Here is a 23,521-nt window from a genome sequence, read left to right as displayed (position 1 = left end):
GAGAATGAAAACATATACAGATACAGGAAAAAAAGATACCCGCTCCGGTTTTGGGGAAGGCCTTACTGAACTTGGCAGAACGAATCCTAATGTGGTAGCACTTTGTGCCGACCTTGTAGGATCGTTAAAAATGCAGGATTTTATAGATGAAAATCCAGAACGTTTCTTCCAGGTAGGAATTGCTGAAGCGAATATGATGGGAATAGCTGCCGGACTCACTATTGGCGGAAAAATTCCTTTCGCGGGAACTTTTGCCAATTTTGCTACCGGAAGAGTTTATGACCAGATTCGTCAATCTATCGCTTATTCGGGGAAAAACGTAAAGATTTGTGCTTCGCATTCGGGCGTGACTTTGGGAGAAGATGGGGCAACTCACCAGATCCTGGAAGACATTGGTCTTATGAAAATGTTACCCGGAATGACGGTTATAAATACCTGCGATTTTAACCAGACCAAAGCAGCTACTTTAGCAATTGCCGAGCACGATGGGCCGGTTTACCTTCGATTTGGAAGACCAAAAGTGGCCAATTTCACTGCAGAAGATCAGAAATTTGAAATCGGGAAAGCAGTGAGATTATATGAAGGTGAAGACGTAACCATCATCGCTACCGGACATTTAGTTTGGGAAGCGATTCAGGCTGCACAGAAGCTTTCGGAAAAAGGAATTAGTGCCGATGTAATTAATATCCACACAATTAAACCCCTGGATGCAGCAGCAATTATCAAGTCGGTTAAGAAAACCGGCTGTGTGGTAACTGCTGAAGAACACAATTTCCTTGGCGGACTAGGAGAAAGCGTGGCTCGCACATTAGCTGAAAATAATCCTGCACCACAAGAATTTGTGGCGACCCAGGATACTTTTGGCGAAAGCGGAACACCAGATCAATTAATGGATAAATACGGACTTAATGCGGAAGCAATTATTAAGGCCACAGAAAAAGTATTAAAGAGAAAATAAAACATCTTTTTAATTATCTTTAAAGCCTTTGAGAACAAGATTCTTAAAGGCTTTTTTTATTTTACTAAAAATAATAGGCACTATTTGTGCGTTATGACAACCTAACAATAAAATAATCTATTATGAAGAAATTAATGTTTATCGCTGTTTTTCTGTTTTCCTCTTTAGGGCTTATGGCGCAGGAAGCAGATTTTGGAATTAAAGGTGGTTTCAACTATGGGGCTACTGGTGATCTTGAAAGAGAAAGTGCTGCTAACGATTTAGGGGAAATTATAGAAGGAAAAGAGAAATCTGGTTATCACATAGGGCTTTTCAGCCGGTTTGAAATTGTGGGAATTTTTCTTCAACCAGAATTAATGTTCACCCGCCTGAACACCGAATATGAAAATTTCAATTATAAAATTGATAAAATTGACGCCCCTATTTTGGTCGGTGTAAATGTTTTTGGACCTCTTAATATTAAAGCAGGACCTTCTTTTCAATATATCATCAATAACGAATTAGAGAATACCACCCTGGAAATTGGCGATGTTGAAAAAGATATCACCGTAGGTTACCAGGTGGGAGCAGGTATAAATCTTGGCCGATTAGGCTTCGATGTAAGATATGAAGGCGCGTTTACTGAAAATACCGCTTTTGGAGCAACAGATACAGCCCAGGAAAATTTCAAAATAGATTCAAGACCATCTCAATGGATTTTGAGTTTGTCTTATGCTTTTTAGATTTAAAAGTAACAAAACAGGAAAGTGCTATTCTGCTTATTAGAAAAAGGAAGAGGTTAAGTAAAAAGTTAACTTAAACGTCATCCTGAACTCGCTTCAGGATCTAAGTTGCTTTAAAGCAACTTAGATCCTGAAACTAGTTCAGCTTGACGAAGAAAATCTTTTTACTTAAGCTCTTTTTTATTTAATTACTTAAGCTCCTACTTATTAAAAAGTATCAGGATCTAAATAGTCCGGGATACCATTTCCGTTAGAATCAGGGAATTCAATACTACCATCTTCATTAATAATTATTTCCTCCCGGGTTGGTGTTCCGTCACCATCATCATCAGCATCAGCAAAATTAGGAGTTCCGTCACCATCGGTATCATCGTCCATAATATTTCCATTTCCATTTAGATCTTCCATCCAGCTGGGAATACCATCACCATCATGATCGGCTTCATTTACACGGAATAATTTCACGTGAAAAATTAAGGGGCTATAAGGCGGGATACTTGTTTGAGAGCTGGAAAAATATCCCAGGCCTGAAGGAAAAATCAGGGCTCCAATTCCGTAGTCATCATTAAAATCAACAGTGTTATCAGGATTAACTTTATAGCCAGTAGCTCCTTTAAACTCTATAATTCCTTCTGAAAAGCCTTTAATAAGTGTGGTAAGATCAAACCAAACCGGTGTGTTTGCATTATCAAATGCATTAAGATTTAATAATTCCCCACGATAACTAACCAAAGTAGAATCGGTGAATTTAGGTTGTTGCCCTTCCCCCTCTCTTACTTTAAGTACGTACATATTATACTCTATATCATTTCTAACCACAGTTTTCATCATAAGATTTTCTTCTTCAGAAAGCGGTGTTTTATCAGCATTATCTCCAGCTATAGAATCTATTCTAACCATATAATCAAAATCATCAGAAGGATTTTCAAACTCCTCATAATTGTAAAAATGGGTATCCAGGAAATTATTTATAGAATCTGCATCAGTCAAAGCCTGTTCCTCGGGGTCTCTTTCCTCAAATTGCGGAACATTTCCGTTATCATCATCCCCACAGGAAATTAAGGTTAAAGCCGAAATAAGGCTTAAAATAAAAAATTTGTTTAATCGCATTGTCTCTATTTTTGGCGCGCAAGATACAATATTCTTGTATTTTTGTTAAGGATTAACGGAGTTTTAAAGGATAGATTTTATGAGAGTTGACAAGTTTTTATGGTGCGTAAGATATTTTAAAACCCGAAGCATTGCCACCAACGCATGCAAGCAGGGAAAAGTGAAGATGGATGGCACCAGTGTAAAACCGTCTAAAGAAATTTTCCCGGCCGATAAGCTTAAAGTGAGAAAAAACCAGATAGATTATGAAATAGAAGTCATAGACCTACCTCCCAGCCGGGTGGGCGCAAAACTGGTAAACCTTTATATTGTTGATGTAACGCCTAAAGAGGCTTTTGAAAAACTAGAGCTTTTAAAATATTCTAAAGATTATTATCGTAAAAAAGGTGCCGGAAGACCTACCAAAAAAGATCGTCGCGATATAGACGATTGGTTTGAAAATACAGATCCTAATCCCGATGAAAAAGACAAAGAAGTATAGTTTTTCTCCGGAATTCTGGTCGCAACGCTATGAGCAGAACGAAACGGGATGGGATATTGGAGAAATTTCTGCCCCAATCAAAGCTTATATAGATCAGCTTAAAGATAAAAAATTCAAAATATTAATTCCCGGTGCCGGAAATGCTTACGAAGCCGAATATTTATTTCAAAACGGATTTAAAAATGTTTATGTTGCTGATATTAGTGAAAAGCCGCTGAAGAATCTAAAATCCCGTGTGACCGATTTTCCCGAAGAGCAGTTATTACATATTGATTTCTTTGATATCGAAGATCATTTTGATCTTATCTTAGAACAAACATTCTTTTGCGCGCTTCCGGTAAGTTCCAGACAGGATTACGCTAAAAAATCGGCTGAAATTTTAAAAAGAAATGCCTTGCTAAGCGGCTTGCTTTTTAATTTCCCACTTACAGAAAATGGACCACCCTTTGGCGGAAGCAAAGAAGAATATTTAATGTATTTTAGTCCATATTTTAAGATAGAAATTTTAGAACCCTGTTACAATTCTATCAAACCAAGGCAGGGAAATGAATTATTTTTTAAGTTTCGAAAGAAACCAGTATAATCCTGGACGTAAAAAAATTGGTACCACACAACTTATCCAGACCAATTCGGGAGGGGATAATTAGGTACCGGTAATGAATTCCCATATTGGGTTTAAAATTATAAACAGATGAAAGAACGTGTACTTATTTTAAATCACGAACAAATTCAGCATAAAATTAAACGTATAGCCTACCAGGTTTACGAAAGCAATATTGATGAAAAGGAAATTATCCTGGCCGGAATTGCTAATAAAGGCTATCAATTAGCATCCCATTTAAAGGAAGCTTTAGAGCTTATTTCGCCGCTTAAAATTCAGTTATGTGAAGTTCACGTAAATAAGAAAAATCCCTTAGAACAAATCACCACCTCGCTTGAACCGAAAGTCTATCAGGATAAATCGGTAATTCTTGTGGATGATGTGTTAAACTCGGGAACTACTTTAATTTATGGCGTAAGACATTTTTTAAATGTGCCCCTTAAACAGTTTAAAACCGCGGTACTTGTTGATAGGAATCACAAAAAATATCCAGTGAAAGCCGATTTTAAGGGAATTTCCCTTTCAACTTCTTTAAACGAAATGGTAAAGGTTTCTTTTGAATCCAAAAATTTTAAGGCCGAATTATTGTAGCTTTTCTATAATTTGATCGGCAATATATCCTGGCTTTTTCTCATCTACATTTACTGTGATGTCTGATTGACTGTAATAATAGGCACGCTCAAAAAGATGCTTTCTGATAAACTCTTCCAGAGCCTCGCGGGTCTCCAAATGGGAAATCACCGGTCGATGAATTTTTTCAGTAAAAAGTCGATCGGTTAGCGTTTGGATGGAAGCTTTTAAATAAACGGTTTTGGTATCCCTCTGTTCACAAATTCGCTCGAAATTATTTCCATAACAAGGTGTCCCACCACCCAAAGAAATGATCATTTCTGAATTATCTTCTAAAATATCCTCCAGAATTTGCGATTCGAGCTTTCTAAAATAGAGTTCGCCCTTATCCTCAAAAATATCGTTGATGCTTTTCCCCTGGATCACTTCTATTTGATCATCGAGGTCTACATATTTGTAATTCAGTTTTTTAGCAAGAATATTACCTACTACAGACTTACCCGAGCCCATATAGCCCGTTAGAAATATTTTCATTGTTAAAGTACTTATTATTAGGAGCATTCAAATCTAATATAAATTTATCTCAATTTAGGCTTGAAAAATAAATTAATGAATGTATATTTGCACCCGCATTCGCAAAACGACGGATGCTTTTTATTGATCTGGTAGCTCAGTTGGTAGAGCATCTCCCTTTTAAGGAGAGGGTCCTGGGTTCGAGCCCCAGCCAGATCACATTTTAAAGTTCAGATTTTGTTGGGCGAGAAGTTTATTCCGATTGAAGCGTTAGCGAAATATCGGAAAACCCCAGCCAGATCACATTGAAAGTTCAGATTTTGTTGGGCGAGAAGTTTATCCTGAGCGGAGCCATTTGGCGAAGTCGAAGGGAGCCCCCCGTCCGAACGGATGATTCATCCTGGCGGGCAGCCAGATTACTTTTTTAAGTTCGGAATTCTTAATAATAAGAATTATTTTTTTGAAGTATTGAAACGATCTGGTAGCTCAGTTGGTAGAGCATCTCCCTTTTAAGGAGAGGGTCCTGGGTTCGAGCCCCAGCCAGATCACATTTTAAAGTTCAGATTATGTTGGGCGAGAAGTTTATTCCGATTGAAGCGTTAGCGAAATATCGGAAAGCCCCAGCCAGATCACATTTAAAGTTCAGATTTTGTTGTGCGAGAAGCTTGTCCCGAACGGAACGAAGTGAAGTTTCGGGAAGCCCCAGCCAGATCACATTTTAAAGTTCAGATTATGTTGGGCGAGAAGTTTATCCTGAGCGGAGCCATTTGGCGAAGTCGAAGGGATTCCCGTCCGAACGGATAGTTCATCCGGGCGGGCAGCCAAATCACATTTTTAAGTTCAGAATTCTTATAATTGAATTCAATTTTCTTGCTACAGCCCTTGGAAATTTACTATTTCCAGACTTGTTTTAAGCCCGGGTGCTGGAACTGGTAGACAGGCATGGTTGAGGGCCATGTGTCCATTAGGGCGTGCGGGTTCGACTCCCGCTCCGGGCACTTTCAAATTACTACCCCACTATTTTCTTTATTAAACCAAAAAAATTATAAGGCGGATATTTTAAAGGTATATCAAGTTTTGTAGTTGAATTCACCACTCCCCTTTCATGTGTGAAAGCAAGGAAACTCTCTTTACCGTGATATTTCCCCATTCCGCTATTTCCTACGCCTCCAAAAGGCAATTTATGGTTAGCCACGTGCAAAAGCGTATCGTTTATGCAGGCACCACCCGAACTTGTTTCCAGCAAAACTTTATCAGCCGATTTATTTTTTCCAAAATAATAAAGCGCCAGGGGTTTTTCATTCTTATTAATATAAGACAAGGCTTCATTTATTTCTCCAAATTCCATTACCGGTAGAATTGGTCCGAAAATTTCCTCCTGCATAATTTTATCTTCACGATGCACATTATTTAAAATCGTTGGTTCGATATATCTTTCTTCCAGGTTTACCTTACCGCCATAATAAACATCTCCATCCAAATATTTCATTAAACGATTCATCGCAGCTGGATTTACAATTCGACCGTAATGACTGCTACTCTCAATATCTTCCCCAAGCATTTCTTCAAAAGCTTTAGTGATTTCAGCCAGCAATTCATTTTTAACCGCTTTATGAACTAGCAAATAATCGGGCGCAATGCAGGTTTGCCCCGCATTTATTATTTTACCCCAGGCAATACGTTTTCCGGCGATTTTTAAGTTCGCATTCTCATCTACAATACACGGGCTTTTACCTCCCAGCTCCAATACAACCCTACTCAAATGTTCGGCGGCGGCCTTCATTACAATCTTACCCACACCCGGGCTACCGGTGAAAAACATAATATCGAATGGAAATTTAAACAATTCCTGGTTCGCTTCTTTTCCGCCCTGAATTACCGCTATATATTCTGAAGGAAAATATTCTGAAATCAAATCTTCAATTACCCTCGCTACATTTGGCGTATCTGGTGAAGGTTTTAAAACAGCACAACATCCGGCAGAAATCGCACCAATCAAAGGATTTATTGTTAGTTGAAACGGGTAATTCCACGGTGCGATTATCAAACCTATCCCAAGCGGTTCATAATATATTTTTGAGCGGGAAGGTTTAATTTGTAAAGGAGTCCCGACTTTCTTAGGCTTTGCCCAGCTTTTAAGGTTTTTAAGATGATAATCTATCTCTTCAATAAGCAAACTGGTTTCTGTAAGAAAAGCTTCTTCCTTAGATTTATGCAAGTCCTGCCATAAAGCTTCATTCACCTTATCCTCATATTGCTGAATAGCCTTTTTAAGCGTCTTTAACTGTTGAAGCCTGAAGGAAATACTTTTGGTTTCCTGAGAGGCAAAGAAGCTTCTTTGAGTCTTATAAGTTTCGGAAATTGTTTTTGCTGAAGTTTCAATCATAATTTTATTTTTTTCGGCCCTTAAAATCGTCCATTGTTTTATAAACTCCAATTAGCCTTCCCACAAACCAATCGTAAAACCAAATAGGGAAAAGTCCTTGCGAGAATCTTACAAACCGCATACTCCACGGCATACTTAAATAGATCCTATTCGATTCTATCGCTCTAATAATTTTTCTAGCCACTTTAAATTGATCCAGAATAGGAATATTGGATTTTACTTCATCAAACATTCCCGTGTTTATATAATAAGGAGTAACCGTAGTAACACCAACTCCGGTTTTAAGCTGTTTCATCTCAAGTCGTAAACTATCAGACCAACCTGTAGCCGCCCATTTGCTTCCGGCGTAAACAGACATTTTAGGATTGGAGACCAAACCTGCTGAAGATGTGATATTGCAAATATGCCCTTGTTTTCTTTTCATCATACCGGGTAAAAAAGTTAAGGCAAGTTGCATTGGGGCTATCGCATTTACTTTCATAGTTTTATCTATTTTTTCTGAAGAATTTTCGTGAAAATAACCTCCGTAGACAATTCCGGCATTATTGATTAAAATATCAACCGGACCAATTTCTTTCTCAAGCTGTCTAGCCATTTCCTTTACCCAAACTGTATTCGTGATATCTACAGTATAACCGTAAACTTCTCCAATTTGTTTAAACTCCTCGAGGGTTTGGTGTAAATTAAGTTTGTTTACATCCCAGATTACCAATTTGCTACCGCGTCTTAATACTTCACGGCCCATAATTGTACCAATACCAGATGCCCCTCCTGTAATTAGCACAAGTTTAGAAGAAATTTTGGTCATAAAACTATCTGTTTAACTTTTTAACTAAACACTTAAACATTTTAACACTTTCATAAACTGTTTAATGTTCAATTTTATTTAGATTTGACTATCTTAAACACAATATGGAACTAATTAAGCAAAATTTCAGCATAAAAGACCTTGAAAATTTAAGCGGGATCAAGGCTCACACCATAAGAATTTGGGAAAAAAGATATAATATCTTAAATCCCGACCGCACCTCAACAAATATAAGGACATACGACAGTACTAACCTCCAAAAGATTTTAAACGTCGCTTTTTTAAACGAACATGGCTATAAGATCTCCAGAATTTCTAAGTTGAATGATGAGGAAATTTCTAAAATGGTGCGAGGCATCTCTGCCAGTGCCAGCAAGGAGAACCGGGCTCAAAATTCATTCAAACTTGCTATGATGAATTTTGATGAAGACCTTTTCAATACCACTTATGAAACTTTGCGAAAGGATAAAAGTTTCCGCCAGATTTTTCAGCAGGTTTTTCTTCCCTTATTGGAACAAATTGGTATGCTTTGGCAAACCGATACTATTAAGCCAATTCACGAGCACTATATAGTAGATCTCATTAAACAAAAGCTATATTTTAATCTTGCTGAAATAAAAAGAGAAATTAACCCCACTTCAGATAAATTATATGTGCTCTTTCTACCTGAAAACGAAATTCACGATATCGGGATTATTTACTTGTACTACGAACTTTTATATCACGGAAACAAGGCGATTTATCTCGGTCCAAGCCTGCCCTTAACCGATCTTGGTTATTTATTAGAGCGTCATGACAATATTAATTTTGTAAGTTATTTTACAACCGCTCCCGGTGATGTTGAAGATTTCATCACTCAATTCAACGAGCAGGTTTGTGAGAAGAAAACCTATGAGTTATTGCTTTTTGGTCATAAAATAAGGGAAGTTCACAATAAGGATCTTCCTGCTTTTGTAAAAACCCATACGAGTTTAAACCAATTTATAGATAATCTTTAAAAGTATTATGAAGAAGAAAGTAGCTATAATTGGTTCCGGATTCGCTTCCCTTGCCGCTGCCTGCTACCTGGCAAAGGATGGCTATGAAATAGAAATTTTTGAAAAAAATGCCAATATTGGTGGGCGTGCACGTCAACTAAAAAAAGACGGATTTTGTTTTGATATAGGTCCCACCTGGTACTGGATGCCTGATGTTTTTGAACGTTTTTTCGCCGATTTCGGTAAAAAACCTTCAGATTATTATGAGTTGGAAAAATTGAGTCCGGCTTATAAGGTTTTCTTCGGAAAAGAAGACAGTATCACCATAGAAGACAGCTTAGATAAAATTTGTGATGCCTTTGAAACCGAAGAACCCGGCAGTTCAAAAAAACTAAAACAGTTTATAGAGGAAGCCAAGAATAATTATGATATCGCAATAAAAGATTTGGTATATCGCCCGGGTGTTTCTCCATTAGAGTTGGTAACCCCAACCACCGCTGGAAAAATTGGACAGTTCTTTAGCACGATTTCAAAAGAAGTCAGGAAAGAATTCACCAACAAAAAGCTAATTCAAATTCTTGAATTTCCGGTTTTATTTCTTGGTGCTAAAGCCAGTAATACACCAGCTTTTTACAGTTTTATGAACTATGCCGATTTCGGCCTTGGAACCTGGCATCCAAAAGGCGGAATGTATAAGGTAATTGAGGGAATGGAAAGCCTTGCAAAATCTTTAGGTATAAAGATCAATACCAACGCGCCTGTTTCTGAAATTTTTGTTGAACATGACACCGCAACCGGAATGCAGGTAAATGGAAAAAAAATAGAAGCCGATTACATTCTTAGCGGTGCCGATTATCACCACACCGAAACTTTATTACCGGAATATAAAAGGCAGTATAAAGAATCTTACTGGCGAAAGAAGACCTTTGCCCCTTCTGCCCTATTATTTTTTGCAGGTTTTGACAAAAAACTCGAAAATGTAACTCATCACACCCTATTTTTTGACACCGATTTTGAGAAACACGCCAAAGCAATTTACGATGATGCCGAGTGGCCGGAAAACCCGCTATTTTATGCAAGCTTTCCTTCTATTACCGACGATGCTGCGGCACCAAATGGCAAGGAAGCCGGTATATTTTTAATTCCGCTGGCTCCAGATGTAGAAGATACGCCGGAAATTAGAGAGAAATATTTTCAGAAAATTATCACCCGTTTTGAAAGTTTGACCAATCAAAACGTAACCGACCATCTTCTTTTTAAAGAATCCTTTTGCGTAAAAGATTTTAAAGAAGAATACAACTCATACAAGGGTAATGCTTATGGGCTGGCAAATACCCTCTTGCAAACTGCATTTTTAAGACCTAAATTGAAGAGCAAAAAAGTTCATAGATTATTTTTTACCGGGCAACTAAGTGTACCCGGTCCCGGGGTTCCGCCATCCCTGATTTCAGGAAAGCTCGCCGCCGGATTAATTCAAAAAGAAAATTAGATTATGAAAGCCATTTTTGATAACGTTTCACGGGCTTGTAGTAAAACTGTTACTCATCATTATAGCACCTCGTTCTCTACCGCAACAAGGATGCTCGCCCCCACTATTCGTCAGGATATTTACAACATTTATGGCTTTGTGCGCTTTGCCGATGAAATTGTAGACACTTTTCACCATTACGACAAAGAAAAGCTTTTTAACGATTTTGAGGTAGATCTTTATAAGGCAATCGAAGATAAAATTAGTTTAAATCCTATTTTAAATGCTTTTCAGGAAACCGTTCATAAGTATGAAATAGACGAATCACTTTATCGTGCTTTTATGAAAAGTATGCGGCTGGATTTGTATAAATCTGACTATCTTAGTGTAGCCGAATACAAAGAATATATCTACGGAAGCGCAGATGTGGTTGGTCTTATGTGTTTAAAAGTTTTTGTGAATGGAGATAGCGAAAAATATGAATCACTAAAGCAATCGGCAATGAGTTTAGGTTCTGCTTTTCAAAAGGTGAATTTTTTAAGGGACTTAAAAGCCGATTTTGAAGATCTTAGCCGAAGTTATTTTCCCGGAACTAATCTGGCTGAATTAGATGAAGCTAGTAAACAGAGAATTATAGCAGAGATTGAAGAAGATTTTAAACAGGGACTAAGCGGAATTGCACATTTACCGGTAGAAGCTAAATTTGGTGTTTACACCGCTTATATTTATTATAGAAAATTATTACATAAACTCAAGAAAGTACCATCTTTGGAAATTAGAAACAGCAGGATTAGAGTCCCAGATTATCAAAAAGCAGGGCTTCTGGCTAAATCGTACATTTCTTATAGATTAAAACTTATATAATATGGATATTTTATTATGGATACTGGTTTTTCTGGGCACCTTCGCAGGTATGGAAGGAATGGCCTGGTTTACCCATAAGTATATAATGCACGGACTTCTCTGGAAACTGCACAAAGATCACCACCACAAAGACCACAGCCACTGGTGGGAGCGTAACGACCTGTTCTTTATATTTTACGCCCTGGTAAGTATTGGTTTTTTCCTGCTTTGGCGTTATGAAGATGTTTGGGTTGGTTTACCTATTGGATTAGGAATTTTAGCTTACGGAATTACTTATTTCACGGTACATGATATTTTTATCCATCAGCGGTTTAAAATTTTCAGGAATGCAAATAACCGATTTGCAAAAGGCATAAGAAGGGCACATAAGATGCACCATAAGCATCTTGGAAAAGACGATGGCGAATGTTTTGGAATGTTATTCGTACCTTTCAAGTACTTTAAAAAATAGAATGATAAAGCCCCGTTTTATAAGCCTATGTTAGGTCCCAGATATTTTTATGTAATTATTGGTGGGGGACTTGCAGGTCTCCAACTCGCCCGGCAACTTAGCCGGGATGTTTTTTTTAAAGGTAAAAAGATCGCCATAATAGATTCCGATTTTTCGTTGCCGGTTAAAACCTGGTGTTTCTGGGAAAAAGGCAAAGGCAAATGGGACGATCTACTTACTAAATCCTGGAACAAAGGGAAATTTATTTCTTCTGAAAAAAACATAGATTTGCAACTTTCTCCTTATTCCTATAAGATGATAAAGGCGGCAGATTATCATCAAAAACTGCAGGAAGAAATAGAAGAATCTGGGGACATTGAATTTATTACTGATGAGATTCAAAAAATAGATCCTGTTACGATGAAGGCCAAAGGCCGAAAAAAGTCTTATGGTGCAACGCATTTCTTTGACAGCAGAATAGATCCTACTTACCTTGAAAGTAAAAAACACACCACTATTTTTCAGCATTTTAAAGGCTGGGAAGTAGAAACCGAAAAACCAATCTTTACGCCAGATTCTTTTACGATGATGGATTATCGAATTAGGTATCCAGACGCAACTGCTTTCACCTATATTCTCCCGTTTACCAAAAACAAAGCTTTAGTTGAATATACATTTTTCTCTCCCTTTTTAACTGAAGATAAAGTCTATGACGAAATGCTTCAGAAGTACTTTGAAAAGATTTTGAAGACAAAAGATTTTCAAATTAAAAGCACTGAAACCGGGGTAATCCCTATGACCGATTTTCCTTTTGACAAAGCAAATACCAGGCAGGTTACCAAAATAGGAACAGGTGGTGGTTGGGTTAAACCTTCAACAGGTTATTCTTTTAAAAATACCGAGAAACGTATCAACCAGATTATAGAAAATATTAAAAGTGGGAAATTACCCGGAGAGCATTTAATCAATAATAAGTTCAGAAAATATGATGCTATATTTCTGGATGTGCTCGCTCAGAATAATCAAAAGGGAGAGGATATCTTTACTAAGTTCTACACTAAAAATACCCCACAGGAAATTTTCAGGTATTTAGACGAAGAAACTTCAGTTTCAGAAGACCTAAAGATTATGCTATCGCTTTACAGTATCGACTTTGTGATATCCTTTTTCAGGAAAGCCTTTTAAATCATAGGTTCTAGTGTAATAGATACCAAAAATGACACTTTTCCTGAACAAAAGATAAAATTATTATTACTTTATACTATTAAGCTTTTTATTTATAGAATACAGTTCCCGTTTTAAATGGTCAACAGATTCTTCCAAGCCCTTTATTTTTCCGGTGGAAACAATCTGATGATGGGGAACCAGGCTACTACTTATTTTGCCAAGCACTACCAAAAGTTGCTTAATATCCTCTTTTTTTACTTTCTGCACTCCTTCTTCCTGGGGGTTATCACTTTCTACCAGCAAATAATCGTGATTACCATCTAAACGCAATCTCTTGATTGTAGTTTTAGTTTTTGTGATTATAAGCACAATAGCTCCATCAATAACTTTATCTATTTTCTGTTTTTGGCAAACTACAATGTCCCGGGGCAAAAGCGTGGGAGACATACTTTCGCCTTCCACCTCAAAAAGGCTTTGGTCCAGGGAAGGGTTAAATCCGGGAATACGATACCATTCATACTCTTCATAAGAGTGTTGTTCCTTAAAATTTTTTATAAAACCTGCGTGAGCCATATCTTTTACCAACGGTATAAAACCATTGTTCGGTGAAATTTCAACTAATAACTTCTCCCCCTTAAGAATAAAATCGGTAGTTACTTTATAAAGTTTACTTAAATTAATAATATGCCCTATCGCGATACCATTTTGGGAATTTTCTATAAGGGAATATGCCGCCTGCGAGATAAAAAGCTTCTTAGCTACGTAATCCTGTGATAATTTGTGCTTTTTTCGTAAGGCTTTAATCCTTTTTCCTATTCCGACAACCTCTTTCATTCTTAAAAATAACTTGATAAATTATAATAATTCAAAATTATAAAAATTTAGTATATCATAAATTTTTATAACTAATCGTAATATTATTAAAGGCTTTGCAGTTAATTGTATGTTAATTTATCATTAAAAACTATCAGCTTTAGAAATCGGGCTACATTCAATTGTTATTAAACCAACCAAAAATATTTAATACTTGATTTCCAATACCTTTTACCTTCGAACCCTCCGGCTTTCCTTATCAAAGAAAAATTTGTTAGAAACCTGCTCAACCTTCCTACAGGTCTAAAAGCACGTGTGAGGTTTTTAAGAATAGCACGATTGCAATGCGAAAGGTTTGCTGAAAAATTGAAAATCTTGTGATTGAAGATTTAGGACTGACTGTTAACGATTGGGGCATTAACAGTCGGTCAAAACCTCGAAGTTTTCTTCGGGTTTTTTTTGTATTACCCAACTCGAAAACTTAAAGACTTATTTCGGGATTTTCTTAATTAAGAAGTTATTCAATCAGAAATTTATCAATTGAAATTTTGAATGAGTAAATCTTCAGCCTGCAGATAAAAAGCTTTTTGGCTACGTATACTTATTATGGTGAGTTGCTTTTTCTAAGCACCTTAATCCTTTTTCTATTGAGACAAGCTAATCATCTTTTAAAACTATCTTGGTATATTTTGATAATGAAATATTATAAAAATTTTAGGAAATCATGATTTATTATAATTATATATAATAAAGATGAAGGTTGATGAGTTAAATGGATGTTAATCTAGTATCTATAATCTCTGCGCCTATAAGACGGGTTACATTCGATTATTATTAACCAACCAGAAATATAAATATTTGATTTACACGACCTTTTACCTTCGAATTCTCCGACTTTATATAACAAACACTAATTTGTTGGAAACCTATTCTTCCCTTATGGCCACGTCTGAAACCACTGGGGAGGTTTTGAAGAAAAAAAATATTACTCTGAGAAAGGGTTTACGTGAAAGTATAAAACTTGAGTTGGGGGAATGTATAGACGGTTCTTATTTTGAAAATAAGAAGTGCCCCCTTAACCAGGCCGGTATTTCTTGCTTACTGTCTTTTGTGAAAATGGACACTTTTCTCCAGGATCTTTTCTCCATCAAGCCAGGTGAATGGGACAAATGCTATAATAATGAACTAGAGAATGTTGGGCAATACTACAATTTGTTATATACCGAAAACCTTCCGCACAACATTACCGACCTGTTGCTTGAGCAGAAAGAAAAAATTGAAAATTATTTGATGGAAGATTTATGACTGGCTGTTAACGATTGGGGCATTAACAGTCGGTCCAAACCTCGAAGTTATCTTCGAGGTTTTTTTATGCCCAAATTTCAAAGTAAAATCTCGTTTTTTTATTCTAATAAAAGCTGGCTCAACAAATTTCTAAAGTTCTGGCTATTCCAATCGGCTGCGCCTTTTTTATCCACCACAATAGTTCCGTTTTTATCAATAACGTAAGTAGAGGGCAAAGTATAACCATCTAAAGGTTTTGGATCTTCAGAAAGCATCCTGTAACTCGAAAAATTATAGCCTTTTCGCTTCAAGAAATTGTTGGTTGTTTCGTGGTCTTCGCCCGAAATAAAATAAAATTCCACATCGTCCTTATAATCGGCATAAAGTTCCTGGAAACTTGGCATTTCAGCAATGCAGGGAGGGCACCAGGTAGCCCAGTAATTCACGATGATCACTTTTCCTTTAGATTCAGCAAAATCAATTTTTTTACCCGATTCAGTTTCAAGTATCCAGCTATAACTTTCCAGTACTTTCCTGTCTTCTTCATCGGTCACAGAAGGGCTAAACGCAAAAACCTTGTTTACCACAATCTGAATGGGTTTGCGGGTTTGCGGGATGATCAAAATAAGGATTAAAACAATAAATATTATGTTGGTCCACTGGTTACTGAAAAATTTTTTCATTACTGAATTTTAATACTTAGACGTAGAAAACAAAGGTACTTAACATCTGGATTTTAAGCATAAAAAAGAGGCTGATTAAAATTGATTTTTCACCGCGTCACCCTGAACTTGTTTCAAGGTCTAACTCCTAAGAATTTTAGATTCTGAAGCAAGTTCAGAATGACGGGACGATCAAAATTAATCAGCCTCTATAAATTATTCTCTAAACTAAATTAAGCAGCGTTTTGCTTCTTAATTAAATTTAAAGCAGAACCATGTTTATACCACTCAATTTGAGGTTGGTTATAAGTATGGTTTGTCTTAATAGTGTCTTTACTACCATCAGCATGAACAATCTCTACGGTAATTTGCTTGTCTGGAGCAAAATCCTCAAGATCTATAAAGTTGAAAGTATCGTCTTCCTGAATAAGGTCATAATCAGCCTCATTATCAAAAGTCAATCCTAACATACCTTGTTTCTTAAGATTGGTTTCGTGAATACGAGCAAAAGATTTTACCAGTACCACTTTCACTCCAAGGTGACGAGGCTCCATAGCCGCGTGCTCTCTTGAAGAACCTTCACCATAGTTATGATCTCCCACCACTACGGTTGGAACACCTTCTTTTTTATATTTACGCTGTACAGCCGGAACACCATCGTACTCACCGTTAATCTGGCTTTTTACAAAGTTTGTCTTTTTGTTGAAGGCGTTAATCGCTCCAATAAGACAGTTATTAGAAATATTATCTAAGTGACCTCTGTAACGTAACCACGGCCCTGCCATAGAAATATGGTCTGTAGTACATTTACCAAAAGCTTTAATAAGCAATTTAGCTCCGGTAAGGTTTTTACCGTCCCAAGGCTCAAAAGGAGTTAATAATTGAAGTCTTTCACTATCTTCAGCTACTTTCACTTCTACAGTTGCTCCATCCTCGTTTGGCGCGATATATCCAGGATCTTCAACTGCAAAACCTTTGGTTGGCAATTCAATTCCTGTTGGTTCATCTAACATTACTTCTTCGCCATCCTCGTTCATCAATTTATCACGGGTAGGATCAAAATCTAAACGACCTGAAATTGCGATTGCAGCTACCATTTCTGGAGAACCTACAAAAGCGTGTGTATTTGGGTTACCATCGGCACGTTTAGAGAAGTTTCGGTTAAAGGAATGTACAATGGTATTTTTTTCCTCACCTTTTCTATCGCTACGATCCCACTGACCGATACAAGGCCCACAGGCATTCGTGAAAATAGTTGCGTCAAGATCTTCAAAAATTTGAAGTAATCCATCACGTTCTGCTGTATAACGAATTGTTTCTGACCCAGGGTTAATACCAAAATCAGATTTCGCTTTTACCTTTTTATCTACCGCTTGTTTGGCGATTGATGCCGCACGGGTAAGATCTTCGTAAGAAGAGTTGGTACAGGAACCTATTAACCCCCAATCTACATTAATTGGCCAATCATTCTCTTTTGCTTTAGCGCCCATTTCAGAAATAGGAGTCGCCAAATCTGGAGTAAACGGTCCATTCAAGTGAGGTTTTAACTCAGAGAGGTTAATCTCAATTAGTTCATCAAAATACTGCTCTGGGTTTGCGTAAACCTCGTCATCTCCCGTAAGGTGTTCGCTAACCTGGTTTGCAGCATCAGCAACATCTGCACGGTTTGTAGCGCGGAGGTAACGGTCCATAGACTCATCGTAACCAAAAGTTGAAGTGGTTGCACCAACTTCAGCTCCCATATTACAAATAGTTCCTTTTCCGGTAGCCGACATAGAGCGGGCACCTTCACCAAAATATTCTATAATTGCTCCGGTTCCACCTTTTACGGTAAGGATTCCGGCTACTTTTAAAATTACATCTTTTGCGGCAGTCCATCCGGAAAGGCTTCCGGTTAGTTTAACCCCAATAAGTTTTGGAAATTTAAGTTCCCACGGCATTCCGGCCATTACATCTACCGCATCAGCTCCACCAACACCAATCGCAACCATTCCAAGTCCGCCGGCATTTACCGTGTGAGAATCGGTACCAATCATCATTCCTCCAGGGAATGCGTAGTTTTCTAATACAACCTGGTGAATAATCCCTGCACCGGGTTTCCAGAAACCAATTCCGTATTTATTAGAAACAGATTCAAGAAAATCAAAAACTTCGCTACTTGATTTATTGGCAGCCTGCAAATCTATTGCTGCTCCCATTTTGGCCTGGATAAGATGATCACAATGCACCGTTGTTGGTACAGCAACCTGTTTTTTCCCGGCCTGCATAAATTGCAACAAAGCCATTTGGGCAGTTGCATCCTGGCAGGCAATCCTGTCTGGTGAAAATTCTACATAGTCTTTTCCTCTTTTGTAGGCCTCTTTGGCCGCCCCATCCCATAAATGTGAATAAAGGATTTTTTCTGAAAGGGTTAAAGGTTTTCCAACCACCTCACGTGCAGTATTCACACGTTCGGCCATTTGGCTGTAAACCTTCTTGATCATATCAATATCGTATGCCATATTATTGTGTATTTGTTCTAAAAAAGTCTCGCAAATTTAAGGATTTCGAACGGATTTTGAAAATAAGAGGTGATTATCAAAATTTAATGAAAATAATTTTACATTTCATAATTTATGGTAGGTAAAATTTAACTAAAAATAATAACAAGGTTGAATATTATGAATTTCGCAAATTAAAGAAAGTGAATTACAGAAAAATCAGTATGTAAGGGAAAAGAAACCAGAATTTAAACCCATTCTTGATAAGGAAACAGAAATTAAGAGCTTTTTGAATTCCTGAACATATTATTTTCCAGATGTAGCAAATTTTTTCTTCTGAATAAATAAACCACAGGTGCGAAAAAAGGAAGAAAGAACATAGAAAGGATCCAGAAGGTTTTATTCTTAATTTTCTGTTTAATCATATCTATAAGTATAAATAACCAGAATATAAAAAGAATCCCAACGGCTGTCCAGTTTAGAAAACTACTTACTTCTTTATCTAGATCTAAAACATTGGTAAAAAAATCGCTTCCCCATAAAATATAGAAAAGCACACTTACTAAGATCCTATATTTAATGAAGCTTTGTATCATTAGTAAAGATCCCTGATAATTTTTTCTTCTGAGACTCCTTCGGCTTCGGCCTTGTAGTTTTTAATGATTCTGTGTCTCAATATTCCAATAGCCACGGCTTGCACGTCTTCAATATCAGGGGAGAATTTTCCATTTACCGCTGCGTGGGATTTGGCAGCCAGGATAAGATTTTGTGATGCTCTTGGGCCTGCACCCCAATCGAGGTAATTCTTAACAAATTTGGGAGCTTCAGCAGAATCGGGCCTGGTTTTACCTACCAGTCTAACGGCATATTCCACCACATTATCGGCCACAGGAATTCGGCGAATTAATTGCTGAATTTCTACGATTTCTTCCGCAGAAAACAAAGCATTTATTTTTGGTGTTTTATCTGAAGTTGTGCTTTTTACCACATCTACTTCTTCCTGAAAACTTGGATATTCCAAAAGAATAGAGAACATAAACCTGTCAAGCTGAGCTTCAGGCAAGGGATAGGTTCCCTCCTGCTCAATCGGGTTTTGGGTAGCCAGTACAAAATATGGATTCGCTAAGCGATAATTATGTCCCGCTACGGTTACAGAGCGTTCCTGCATAGCTTCAAGTAAAGCGGCCTGAGTTTTTGGTGGGGTTCGGTTAATTTCATCGGCAAGGACTATGTTTGAAAAAACCGGGCCTTTTATAAATTTAAAAGTTCTGTTTTCGTCCAGTATCTCTGCCCCAAGAATATCACTGGGCATAAGATCTGGTGTGAACTGTATTCTTTTAAAATCAAGTCCTAAAGCCTGGGCAATGGTATTTACCATTAAGGTTTTGGCCAGACCGGGAACCCCAACCAGCAACGAATGCCCCCCTGAAAAAACAGAAAGCAGGATCTGGTCTACAACCACATCCTGCCCTATAATTACTTTGGCAATTTCTTTCTTTAAATCCCGGTGTTTAACTACCAGTTTTTCTACAAGAGCAACGTCTGACATTGATAAAATGCTATTTTTTTAACCAGTTACTGCTATACTCACAGTCTTTAAACTTTCCGTTCACTTTAATATAGGTATCCCCTATTTTTTCTTTCTGCCATTCTTCTATAACTTCCAACTGCTTATCACGTAGCGCAAGTTCTTTAATCTTAGTAAAATCTGTAGCATAATTGGCTTCGTGCTCAGGAATTCTTTTATTTACTTTTATCAATTTAAAAAATGGACGTCCTGTTCTATCCTGATCACGCATTCTTAAAGAAAGTTCACCTTCCTGCAAATCACCTACCTCATCATATAATTTAGGATCTATCTTGGAAAGTTCAAAACGGGTATCGCCGGTTCTGGGATTAATTAATTTCCCGCCATCTGACCTTGTTTCTTCCTCATCCGAGAATTCGCGTGCGGCTTCAGCGAAATCCAAAACGCCTTCGTCTACCCTTTTTCTTATGCTGTCTATTTTTGCTTTAGCTTCTGCAACAGAGGCATTGGTAACATCTGGAATAAGCAGGATATGTCTTAGATCTACATTTTGTCCTCTAATTCTATCTACCTGGATAATGTGGTATCCAAATTCAGTTTCAAATGGTTCGCTTACCTCCCCTGCCTGCAGGGAAAAGGCTACATCCTTAAATTCTTTTACAAAATTATCTTTTCTGGAAAGAGAAATTCTACCACCTTCCCGGGCACTTCCGGGATCTTGTGAATAAAGTACAGCCTTGGTAGCAAAACTAGCGTCGTTATCTAAAACATCGGCTCTAAAATCGTTTAAACGATCTATTACTTTTTTCTTTTCACTTTCCGGAATTTCAGGCTCTACTATAATTTGGGAAAGCTCTACTTCTTCTCCAAAAACCGGACGCTCATCTTCGGGAATACTTTCATAATAAGCCCTTACTTCTTCCGGAGTAATTTCTACGGCTTCAATAATTCGTTGCTGCATACGGCTGGCCAACTGGCGCTCTTTATTAAGCTCAAACAATTCACTTCTAAATTCAGCTTCACTTTCTTTATTATAGAATTCCAGGACTTTCTCAATAGAACCTACCTGCCTTACCATTTCAGAAATTTGCTGATCAATATAGTTATTAACTTCAGCATCCATAATAATAATACTATCCTGGATGGCATGATGCGCATAAAGTTTGTTTTCCATAAGAGAACCTGCAAGCTGGCAATCGTTAACATCTGCTGTAGACATTCCCTGACTTTGCATATCCTTATACATCATATCTACATCACTATCAAGGATAATATAATCGCCAATTACTGCCGCAATTCCGTCTACTTTTCTACGCTCTGAGCTACTCACTTCGGCAACGGTATTTTGAGCGATCTCATCTTCGGGCTGTATTGCAGTACTATCGGTCACAATCACATCCTGTGAATAACCGGAAAACCCAAATAAAACGGCCATAATAAAGCCGGTGGTTTTAATTATAGATTTCAAATTGTTCATTTTTAATTGCATCTTTTGTAATATCTTTTTCCAGTTCTTTTATTAAATTAAGTTTTCGCTTATTAAGCAAAATCTTTTCTATGGTAGGCGCAGCATACTCAAAAGGAGCATCCTGCCCACGTTCTAAAACATCCTTTATATAAATCAAATATACACCTAATGAATCTTCTACCTGAAGAAAATTAGATTTGTTTAAAAGTTTATCTCTATGATTTGAAGAAAGGGTAGGAATCTTATCGTAAACCGTTTTTAATTTTACCCAAACCGAATCATTCAAAGAATAATTTTTAAACTGAAGTGAAAGCCTATCAAGTTCCTCTTTATCTCTATCATTAAAGCGGTTGAGGTAAGCTTTTATTTCATTTACATTGGTGTTATTCTCTGCCAGGTTTACATATCTTAATTTCAGTAAATCTTCGGTAAGCTTAAAGTTGCCTTTATTTTCTTCAAAATAAGTTTGCATTTCTTCGGCTGTTAAGGTGCTATCCAACTGCCTGCCAACTACTGCATCTTTGTATGCGCTGGTATAAAGCTCGTTTTTGTAATTTTCTATAAGATCCCTGAATTCCTTTTGCTGACTTTCAGGAAGGTTTAACTGCGCCCTATCTATAAGCAATTGCTGCGTAGCCCAGCGCGTAATATAACTGGAAACTATAATAGTACTGTCTTCTTTAGAGGTATTCTCGTTTATTAAGGCATCAATATCTTCCTCATATAAATAGGAATCATTAACCCTTACCACTACTTTACGATCTTCTTCTTTTTCAAAATAAGAACAACCTGCAAGCATAAAACCGGCTAGCAAAGTATATATAAAAACAGGTGATATCTTCAAATCCATCAATGTTGAGATAGCAATTTACATACCATTCTTAAATGACTAACAGCCTGCAATTTGCACTTGGGCAAAAATAAGAATTCATTGTAGGTTCTACAAGCTTATACCTAAACGATTCCAGGTCACTAAAAAGTATTCTAAATATATTCTTTAAGCAAAAGAAAGAAGATTACCTTTTAGGTAAATTAAAACTAAACCATGAAATTTACCAGTGAGATAAAGATAGCGAAGCCCCGTACCGAAGTTATTGAGAAATATAGTAATCCAGATAACATCAAGCATTGGCAACGTGGATTTATCTCTATGAACCCTATTAGCGGAATTTTGGGAGAAGAAGGCTCCAAGAATAAACTGAAATATAAAATAGGAAAACGAAAGATAGAAATGGAAGAAACCATTATAACAAACGATCTTCCTGAACAGTTTCACGCAAATTACACCGCTAAAGGTGTATATAATATTCAGGAAAACTTTTTTGAAGAAACTCCCGGAAATCAAACTCTATGGATCTCGCGCAACGAATTTAAGTTTAGTGGATTAATGAAATTAATGGGCATTTTTATACCGGGTGCCTTTAGAAAGCAATCCTACCAGTATATGAAAGATTTTAAAGATTTTGTGGAAAACAACGAAAGTGTTTTAAGAGAGAAATAGTTTTAAGATTTAATATGAATAATTAAAAGCTGCTATTATATTTGCCTAAAACAATTTAATTATGATACGAAGCAGTTTATTGATAGCCTTTTTATGTTTTAGCGTTTTTGCAAGTGCACAAACCAAAGTAGGAACTATAGACACCGATTACATCCTCTCACAAATGCCCGAAATGGAAGAAGTAAATGCAGGGATGCAAGCTTATGACCAGGAATTACAAAAGGATTTCCAAAATAATGTTCAGCAATATGATAGCCTGGTAAAAACCTATCAGGCCAATGCAGAAAGCCTCGCTAACGAAGCCCGGCAGGAGAGTGAATCTGAAATAATAGAGTTGGAAAACGAAATTAAGCAATATAGACAAAGGGCCCAGCTAATGATGCAGATGCGCAGAAATGAACTTACCGACCCACTTTACCAAAGGATTGATACCGCAATGCGTGCTGTAATCCAGGAGGAAGGTTTCACCCAAATTCTTCACGCCGGGGGAAACAGTCTTGCTTTTTCCGCCGAAGAATATGATATTACTCAAAAAGTAATGAATAAAATGGGAATTGTAATTCCTGCTGCTAGCGCAGAAGAGTAGTTTTAATAGAAAATAGTACTAAACCACTCTGCACTCAAAGTGCAGAGGTTTTTTTACTAGGGACTGAAAGTCCCCAAGCTATTCCAATATGAAATTGGAGTTATCACTCGAATCTCGACGATGGTGCTCCAAATATTCATTAAC

General features: G+C 37.1%; 24 protein-coding genes and 3 tRNA genes. 16 read left to right on the top strand and 11 right to left on the bottom strand.

Annotated features, from left to right (window positions below):
• Positions 1-4: 4 nt before the first annotated feature.
• Together LB467_RS16105 and LB467_RS16100 are read left to right on the top strand one after the other, a co-directional pair.
• Positions 5-958, top strand: coding sequence for a transketolase family protein (locus LB467_RS16105; protein ID WP_224475080.1), 954 nt, complete (start codon positions 5-7; stop codon positions 956-958).
• Positions 959-1,080: 122 nt separating this feature from the next.
• A complete protein-coding gene (locus LB467_RS16100) occupies positions 1,081-1,680 on the top strand; it encodes an outer membrane beta-barrel protein (RefSeq protein ID WP_224475079.1) in 600 nt (199 codons plus the stop codon).
• A gap of 207 nt (positions 1,681-1,887) precedes the next feature.
• Here the strand turns inward: LB467_RS16100 and LB467_RS16095 are convergent, their stop codons facing one another.
• A complete protein-coding gene (locus LB467_RS16095; protein ID WP_224475078.1) occupies positions 1,888-2,790 on the bottom strand; it encodes an FKBP-type peptidyl-prolyl cis-trans isomerase in 903 nt (300 codons plus the stop codon).
• A gap of 79 nt (positions 2,791-2,869) precedes the next feature.
• Here LB467_RS16095 and LB467_RS16090 point away from each other — a divergent pair, with 79 nt between their 5' ends.
• From LB467_RS16090 to LB467_RS16080, 3 genes are all read left to right on the top strand, one after another.
• Complete coding sequence (locus LB467_RS16090) at positions 2,870-3,271, top strand: RNA-binding S4 domain-containing protein (RefSeq protein ID WP_224475077.1); 402 nt, start codon at positions 2,870-2,872, stop codon at positions 3,269-3,271.
• Positions 3,249-3,854, top strand: a complete 606-nt coding sequence (locus LB467_RS16085; RefSeq protein ID WP_224475076.1) for a methyltransferase domain-containing protein — start codon at positions 3,249-3,251, stop codon at positions 3,852-3,854. Before LB467_RS16090 ends, LB467_RS16085 begins: the two co-directional genes overlap by 23 nt.
• Before the next feature lie 108 nt (positions 3,855-3,962).
• The gene (locus LB467_RS16080) at positions 3,963-4,463 is read left to right on the top strand and encodes a phosphoribosyltransferase family protein (RefSeq protein WP_224475075.1); all 501 of its coding nucleotides are present in this window, start codon (positions 3,963-3,965) and stop codon (positions 4,461-4,463) included.
• On the opposite strand, the gene LB467_RS16075 is transcribed toward LB467_RS16080, so the two are convergent.
• Positions 4,455-4,976 (bottom strand): shikimate kinase, encoded by a 522-nt coding sequence (locus LB467_RS16075; protein ID WP_224475074.1) that lies wholly within the window; start codon positions 4,974-4,976, stop codon positions 4,455-4,457. The genes LB467_RS16080 and LB467_RS16075 overlap by 9 nt on opposite strands.
• A gap of 125 nt (positions 4,977-5,101) precedes the next feature.
• On the opposite strand from LB467_RS16075, the gene LB467_RS16070 reads away from it, so the two are divergent.
• The 3 genes from LB467_RS16070 (at position 5,102) to LB467_RS16060 (ending at position 5,953) form a co-directional block, all read left to right on the top strand.
• A tRNA-Lys gene (locus tag LB467_RS16070) sits at positions 5,102-5,174 on the top strand.
• 256 nt (positions 5,175-5,430) lie between these two features.
• Positions 5,431-5,503, top strand: a tRNA-Lys gene (locus LB467_RS16065).
• A 366-nt stretch (positions 5,504-5,869) separates the two neighbouring features.
• Positions 5,870-5,953: transfer RNA gene (locus LB467_RS16060), tRNA-Leu, on the top strand.
• A gap of 11 nt (positions 5,954-5,964) precedes the next feature.
• Here LB467_RS16060 and LB467_RS16055 read toward each other — a convergent pair.
• Entirely contained in the window at positions 5,965-7,341 is a 1,377-nt protein-coding gene (locus tag LB467_RS16055) for an aldehyde dehydrogenase (RefSeq protein ID WP_224475073.1), read from the bottom strand.
• 4 nt (positions 7,342-7,345) lie between these two features.
• Entirely contained in the window at positions 7,346-8,149 is an 804-nt protein-coding gene (locus LB467_RS16050; protein ID WP_224475072.1) for an SDR family oxidoreductase, read from the bottom strand.
• A 104-nt stretch (positions 8,150-8,253) separates the two neighbouring features.
• On the opposite strand from LB467_RS16050, the gene LB467_RS16045 reads away from it, so the two are divergent.
• The 5 genes from LB467_RS16045 to LB467_RS16025 are packed head-to-tail and all read left to right on the top strand — an operon-like array spanning position 8,254 to position 13,073.
• The gene (locus tag LB467_RS16045) at positions 8,254-9,147 is read left to right on the top strand and encodes a MerR family transcriptional regulator (RefSeq protein WP_224475071.1); all 894 of its coding nucleotides are present in this window, start codon (positions 8,254-8,256) and stop codon (positions 9,145-9,147) included.
• Between the two features lie 7 nt (positions 9,148-9,154).
• Positions 9,155-10,615: a phytoene desaturase family protein gene (locus tag LB467_RS16040; RefSeq protein ID WP_224475070.1), complete on the top strand. Its 1,461-nt coding sequence runs from the start codon at positions 9,155-9,157 to the stop codon at positions 10,613-10,615.
• A gap of 3 nt (positions 10,616-10,618) precedes the next feature.
• Positions 10,619-11,458, top strand: coding sequence for a phytoene/squalene synthase family protein (locus LB467_RS16035; protein ID WP_224475069.1), 840 nt, complete (start codon positions 10,619-10,621; stop codon positions 11,456-11,458).
• A gap of 1 nt (position 11,459) precedes the next feature.
• Complete coding sequence (locus LB467_RS16030) at positions 11,460-11,909, top strand: sterol desaturase family protein (RefSeq protein ID WP_224475068.1); 450 nt, start codon at positions 11,460-11,462, stop codon at positions 11,907-11,909.
• Positions 11,910-11,936: 27 nt separating this feature from the next.
• Positions 11,937-13,073 (top strand): lycopene cyclase family protein, encoded by a 1,137-nt coding sequence (locus LB467_RS16025; protein WP_224475067.1) that lies wholly within the window; start codon positions 11,937-11,939, stop codon positions 13,071-13,073.
• Positions 13,074-13,139: 66 nt separating this feature from the next.
• On the opposite strand, the gene LB467_RS16020 is transcribed toward LB467_RS16025, so the two are convergent.
• Positions 13,140-13,889, bottom strand: coding sequence for an XRE family transcriptional regulator (locus LB467_RS16020; protein ID WP_224475066.1), 750 nt, complete (start codon positions 13,887-13,889; stop codon positions 13,140-13,142).
• A gap of 918 nt (positions 13,890-14,807) precedes the next feature.
• On the opposite strand from LB467_RS16020, the gene LB467_RS16015 reads away from it, so the two are divergent.
• Positions 14,808-15,173, top strand: a complete 366-nt coding sequence (locus tag LB467_RS16015) for a hypothetical protein (protein WP_224475065.1) — start codon at positions 14,808-14,810, stop codon at positions 15,171-15,173.
• 98 nt (positions 15,174-15,271) lie between these two features.
• Here LB467_RS16015 and LB467_RS16010 read toward each other — a convergent pair whose 3' ends face one another.
• The 6 genes from LB467_RS16010 to LB467_RS15985 all read right to left on the bottom strand — a co-directional run bounded on the left by LB467_RS16010 (position 15,272) and on the right by LB467_RS15985 (position 22,140).
• Positions 15,272-15,835 carry a TlpA family protein disulfide reductase gene (locus LB467_RS16010; RefSeq protein WP_224475064.1) on the bottom strand — a complete coding sequence of 188 codons (564 nt, stop codon included), beginning with the start codon at positions 15,833-15,835 and terminating at the stop codon, positions 15,272-15,274.
• Between the two features lie 212 nt (positions 15,836-16,047).
• Complete coding sequence (locus LB467_RS16005) at positions 16,048-18,315, bottom strand: aconitate hydratase (protein ID WP_224475063.1); 2,268 nt, start codon at positions 18,313-18,315, stop codon at positions 16,048-16,050.
• Positions 18,316-18,572: 257 nt separating this feature from the next.
• A complete protein-coding gene (locus tag LB467_RS16000) occupies positions 18,573-18,890 on the bottom strand; it encodes a PLDc N-terminal domain-containing protein (protein WP_224475062.1) in 318 nt (105 codons plus the stop codon).
• Positions 18,890-19,843 carry an AAA family ATPase gene (locus LB467_RS15995; RefSeq protein WP_224475061.1) on the bottom strand — a complete coding sequence of 318 codons (954 nt, stop codon included), beginning with the start codon at positions 19,841-19,843 and terminating at the stop codon, positions 18,890-18,892. The genes LB467_RS16000 and LB467_RS15995 overlap by 1 nt, the downstream gene beginning before the upstream one ends.
• 10 nt (positions 19,844-19,853) lie before the next feature.
• Positions 19,854-21,311, bottom strand: a complete 1,458-nt coding sequence (locus LB467_RS15990) for a peptidylprolyl isomerase (protein WP_224475060.1) — start codon at positions 21,309-21,311, stop codon at positions 19,854-19,856.
• Complete coding sequence (locus LB467_RS15985) at positions 21,274-22,140, bottom strand: peptidyl-prolyl cis-trans isomerase (protein WP_224475059.1); 867 nt, start codon at positions 22,138-22,140, stop codon at positions 21,274-21,276. Before LB467_RS15985 ends, LB467_RS15990 begins: the two co-directional genes overlap by 38 nt.
• A 195-nt stretch (positions 22,141-22,335) precedes the next feature.
• Here LB467_RS15985 and LB467_RS15980 point away from each other — a divergent pair, with 195 nt between their 5' ends.
• A complete protein-coding gene (locus tag LB467_RS15980; RefSeq protein WP_224475058.1) occupies positions 22,336-22,791 on the top strand; it encodes an SRPBCC family protein in 456 nt (151 codons plus the stop codon).
• A 61-nt stretch (positions 22,792-22,852) separates the two neighbouring features.
• On the top strand, positions 22,853-23,377 hold the full coding sequence (locus tag LB467_RS15975; protein ID WP_224475057.1) for an OmpH family outer membrane protein: 525 nt from the start codon (positions 22,853-22,855) through the stop codon (positions 23,375-23,377).
• Positions 23,378-23,521: the final 144 nt, after the last annotated feature.

Origin of the sequence: Salegentibacter tibetensis (assembly GCF_020164485.1) — a bacterium.
In the GTDB taxonomy this organism is placed as follows: domain Bacteria; phylum Bacteroidota; class Bacteroidia; order Flavobacteriales; family Flavobacteriaceae; genus Salegentibacter; species Salegentibacter tibetensis.
This window is presented reverse-complemented; position numbering and strand designations above follow the sequence as displayed.